This window comes from Streptomyces aurantiacus (assembly GCF_001418335.1).
GTDB lineage: Bacteria > Actinomycetota > Actinomycetes > Streptomycetales > Streptomycetaceae > Streptomyces > Streptomyces aurantiacus.
Genome location: NZ_LIPP01000259.1, coordinates 1 through 5007 on the forward strand (window position 1 = coordinate 1; position 5007 = coordinate 5007).

At 57.2% G+C, this 5007-nt stretch carries 2 rRNA genes; both read right to left on the reverse strand.

The annotated features are described in order from the left end of the window. Positions 1-122: 122 nt before the first annotated feature. Positions 123-3246, reverse strand: a 23S ribosomal RNA gene (locus AOK01_RS29865). A gap of 316 nt (positions 3247-3562) precedes the next feature. Then, positions 3563-5007 (reverse strand): 16S ribosomal RNA (locus tag AOK01_RS29870); the annotation flags it as partial.

Here is a 5007-nt window from a genome sequence, read left to right on the forward strand (position 1 = left end):
CTATGACCACCGAAACACTTTGAAACTCTGATTCAAACAACCGCACCACACCCCCCGTGACCAAACAAAGGAGTATGGGGTTGTTCGTGGTTTCAGAACCAACACAGTGGACGCGAGCAACTGAGGACAAGCCCTCGGCCTATTAGTACCGGTCAGCTCCACCCCTTACAGGGCTTCCACATCCGGCCTATCAACCCAGTCGTCTACTGGGAGCCTTAACCCTTCAAGAGGGTGGGAATACTCATCTCGAAGCAGGCTTCCCGCTTAGATGCTTTCAGCGGTTATCCCTCCCGAACGTAGCCAACCAGCCATGCCCTTGGCAGGACAACTGGCACACCAGAGGTTCGTCCGTCCCGGTCCTCTCGTACTAGGGACAGCCCTTCTCAATATTCCTACGCGCACAGCGGATAGGGACCGAACTGTCTCACGACGTTCTAAACCCAGCTCGCGTACCGCTTTAATGGGCGAACAGCCCAACCCTTGGGACCGACTCCAGCCCCAGGATGCGACGAGCCGACATCGAGGTGCCAAACCATCCCGTCGATATGGACTCTTGGGGAAGATCAGCCTGTTATCCCCGGGGTACCTTTTATCCGTTGAGCGACGGCGCTTCCACAAGCCACCGCCGGATCACTAGTCCCGACTTTCGTCCCTGCTCGACCCGTCGGTCTCACAGTCAAGCTCCCTTGTGCACTTACACTCAACACCTGATTGCCAACCAGGCTGAGGGAACCTTTGGGCGCCTCCGTTACTCTTTAGGAGGCAACCGCCCCAGTTAAACTACCCATCAGACACTGTCCCTGATCCGGATCACGGACCCAGGTTAGACATCCAGCACGACCAGACTGGTATTTCAACGACGACTCCACACGGGCTGGCGCCCGCACTTCACAGTCTCCCAGCTATCCTACACAAGCCGAACCGAACACCAATATCAAACTATAGTAAAGGTCCCGGGGTCTTTCCGTCCTGCTGCGCGAAACGAGCATCTTTACTCGTAGTGCAATTTCACCGGGCCTATGGTTGAGACAGTCGAGAAGTCGTTACGCCATTCGTGCAGGTCGGAACTTACCCGACAAGGAATTTCGCTACCTTAGGATGGTTATAGTTACCACCGCCGTTTACTGGCGCTTAAGTTCTCAGCCTCGCCACACCGAAATGTGACTAACCGGTCCCCTTAACGTTCCAGCACCGGGCAGGCGTCAGTCCGTATACATCGCCTTACGGCTTCGCACGGACCTGTGTTTTTAGTAAACAGTCGCTTCTCGCTGGTCTCTGCGGCCACCCCCAGCTCACTGTGCAAGTCAGATCACCAGTGATGGCCCCCCTTCTCCCGAAGTTACGGGGGCATTTTGCCGAGTTCCTTAACCATAGTTCACCCGAACGCCTCGGTATTCTCTACCTGACCACCTGAGTCGGTTTAGGGTACGGGCCGCCATGAAACTCGCTAGAGGCTTTTCTCGACAGCATAGGATCATCCACTTCACCACAATCGGCTCGGCATCAGGTCTCACCCTTGATGAGAGACGGATTTACCTATCTCTCGGGCTACACCCTTACCCCGGGACAACCACCGCCCGGGATGGACTACCTTCCTGCGTCACCCCATCACTTACCTACTACAGGTCTGGACCGTCGGCTCCACCACTTTCCTTTCCCCGAAGGGTCCGGAACGGCTTCACGGACTTAGCATCGCCTGGTTCGATATTTGACGCTTCACAGCGGGTACCGGAATATCAACCGGTTATCCATCGACTACGCCTGTCGGCCTCGCCTTAGGTCCCGACTTACCCTGGGCAGATCAGCTTGACCCAGGAACCCTTAGTCAATCGGCGCACACGTTTCTCACGTGTGTATCGCTACTCATGCCTGCATTCTCACTCGTGAACCGTCCACCACTAGCTTCCGCTGCGGCTTCACCCGGCACACGACGCTCCCCTACCCATCCCAGCACCCGTTGGGGCTATGTGCTGGAATGACACGACTTCGGCGGTACGCTTGAGCCCCGCTACATTGTCGGCGCGGAATCACTAGACCAGTGAGCTATTACGCACTCTTTCAAGGATGGCTGCTTCTAAGCCAACCTCCTGGTTGTCTGTGCGACTCCACATCCTTTCCCACTTAGCGTACGCTTAGGGGCCTTAGTCGATGCTCTGGGCTGTTTCCCTCTCGACCATGGAGCTTATCCCCCACAGTCTCACTGCCGCGCTCTCACTTACCGGCATTCGGAGTTTGGCTAAGGTCAGTAACCCGGTAGGGCCCATCGCCTATCCAGTGCTCTACCTCCGGCAAGAAACACACGACGCTGCACCTAAATGCATTTCGGGGAGAACCAGCTATCACGGAGTTTGATTGGCCTTTCACCCCTAACCACAGGTCATCCCCCAGGTTTTCAACCCTGGTGGGTTCGGTCCTCCACGACCTCTTACAGCCGCTTCAACCTGCCCATGGCTAGATCACTCCGCTTCGGGTCTTGAGCGCGCTACTAAACCGCCCTATTCGGACTCGCTTTCGCTACGGCTTCCCCACACGGGTTAACCTCGCAACACACCGCAAACTCGCAGGCTCATTCTTCAAAAGGCACGCAGTCACGACTGCATGTGCAAGCACATACAGCGACGCTCCCACGGCTTGTAGGCACACGGTTTCAGGTACTATTTCACTCCGCTCCCGCGGTACTTTTCACCATTCCCTCACGGTACTATCCGCTATCGGTCACCAGGGAATATTTAGGCTTAGCGGGTGGTCCCGCCAGATTCACACGGGATTTCTCGGGCCCCGTGCTACTTGGGTGTCTCTCAAACGAGCCGTTGATGTTTCGACTACGGGGGTCTTACCCTCTACGCCGGACCTTTCGCATGTCCTTCGCCTACACCAACGGTTTCTGACTCGTCTCACAGCCGGCAGACTGTGAAAGAGAGATCCCACAACCCCGCATGCGCAACCCCTGCCGGGTCTCACACACATACGGTTTGGCCTCATCCGGTTTCGCTCGCCACTACTCCCGGAATCACGGTTGTTTTCTCTTCCTGCGGGTACTGAGATGTTTCACTTCCCCGCGTTCCCTCCACACACCCTATGTGTTCAGATGTGGGTGACAGCCCATGACGACTGCCGGGTTTCCCCATTCGGAAACCCCCGGATCAAAGCCTGGTTGACGGCTCCCCGGGGACTATCGTGGCCTCCCACGTCCTTCATCGGTTCCTGGTACCAAGGCATCCACCGTGCGCCCTTAAAAACTTGGCCACAGATGCTCGCGTCCACTGTGCAGTTCTCAAACAACGACCAACCACCCACCACCCCGAACCAACCGGTTCGAGTTCACTGGGGCCGGCACTGAAGACAGACCTTGCGGCCATACCCTCAGACACCCAACAGCGTGCCCGACACTCTCCACCGCTTCCCTCAACGTTCCCCACTCAAAAGAGCGGTACTGGAAGGAGAAGACAGTCAAAAGTGCCGAATAATCAACGTTCCACCCTTGAGCAACCACCGTCGGACAGATGCCGACGTAATGGCCCTGGACCACCAGACAATGCCTGGCAGCCTAGATGCTCCTTAGAAAGGAGGTGATCCAGCCGCACCTTCCGGTACGGCTACCTTGTTACGACTTCGTCCCAATCGCCAGTCCCACCTTCGACAGCTCCCTCCCCACAAGGGGGTTGGGCCACCGGCTTCGGGTGTTACCGACTTTCGTGACGTGACGGGCGGTGTGTACAAGGCCCGGGAACGTATTCACCGCAGCAATGCTGATCTGCGATTACTAGCAACTCCGACTTCATGGGGTCGAGTTGCAGACCCCAATCCGAACTGAGACAGGCTTTTTGAGATTCGCTCCACCTTGCGGTATCGCAGCTCATTGTACCTGCCATTGTAGCACGTGTGCAGCCCAAGACATAAGGGGCATGATGACTTGACGTCGTCCCCACCTTCCTCCGAGTTGACCCCGGCAGTCTCCTGTGAGTCCCCACCATCCCCGAAAGGACGTGCTGGCAACACAGAACAAGGGTTGCGCTCGTTGCGGGACTTAACCCAACATCTCACGACACGAGCTGACGACAGCCATGCACCACCTGTCACCCGACCACAAGGGGGGCACCATCTCTGATGCTTTCCGGGCGATGTCAAGCCTTGGTAAGGTTCTTCGCGTTGCGTCGAATTAAGCCACATGCTCCGCTGCTTGTGCGGGCCCCCGTCAATTCCTTTGAGTTTTAGCCTTGCGGCCGTACTCCCCAGGCGGGGAACTTAATGCGTTAGCTGCGGCACCGACGACGTGGAATGTCGCCAACACCTAGTTCCCACCGTTTACGGCGTGGACTACCAGGGTATCTAATCCTGTTCGCTCCCCACGCTTTCGCTCCTCAGCGTCAGTAATGGCCCAGAGATCCGCCTTCGCCACCGGTGTTCCTCCTGATATCTGCGCATTTCACCGCTACACCAGGAATTCCGATCTCCCCTACCACACTCTAGTCTGCCCGTATCGAATGCAGACCCGGGGTTAAGCCCCGGGCTTTCACATCCGACGCGACAGACCGCCTACGAGCTCTTTACGCCCAATAATTCCGGACAACGCTTGCGCCCTACGTATTACCGCGGCTGCTGGCACGTAGTTAGCCGGCGCTTCTTCTGCAGGTACCGTCACTTTCGCTTCTTCCCTGCTGAAAGAGGTTTACAACCCGAAGGCCGTCATCCCTCACGCGGCGTCGCTGCATCAGGCTTTCGCCCATTGTGCAATATTCCCCACTGCTGCCTCCCGTAGGAGTCTGGGCCGTGTCTCAGTCCCAGTGTGGCCGGTCGCCCTCTCAGGCCGGCTACCCGTCGTCGCCTTGGTGAGCCACTACCTCACCAACAAGCTGATAGGCCGCGGGCTCATCCTTCACCGCCGGAGCTTTCAACCCCCACCCATGCGAGTGGAAGTATCATCCGGTATTAGACCCCGTTTCCAGGGCTTGTCCCAGAGTGAAGGGCAGATTGCCCACGTGTTACTCACCCGTTCGCCACTAATCC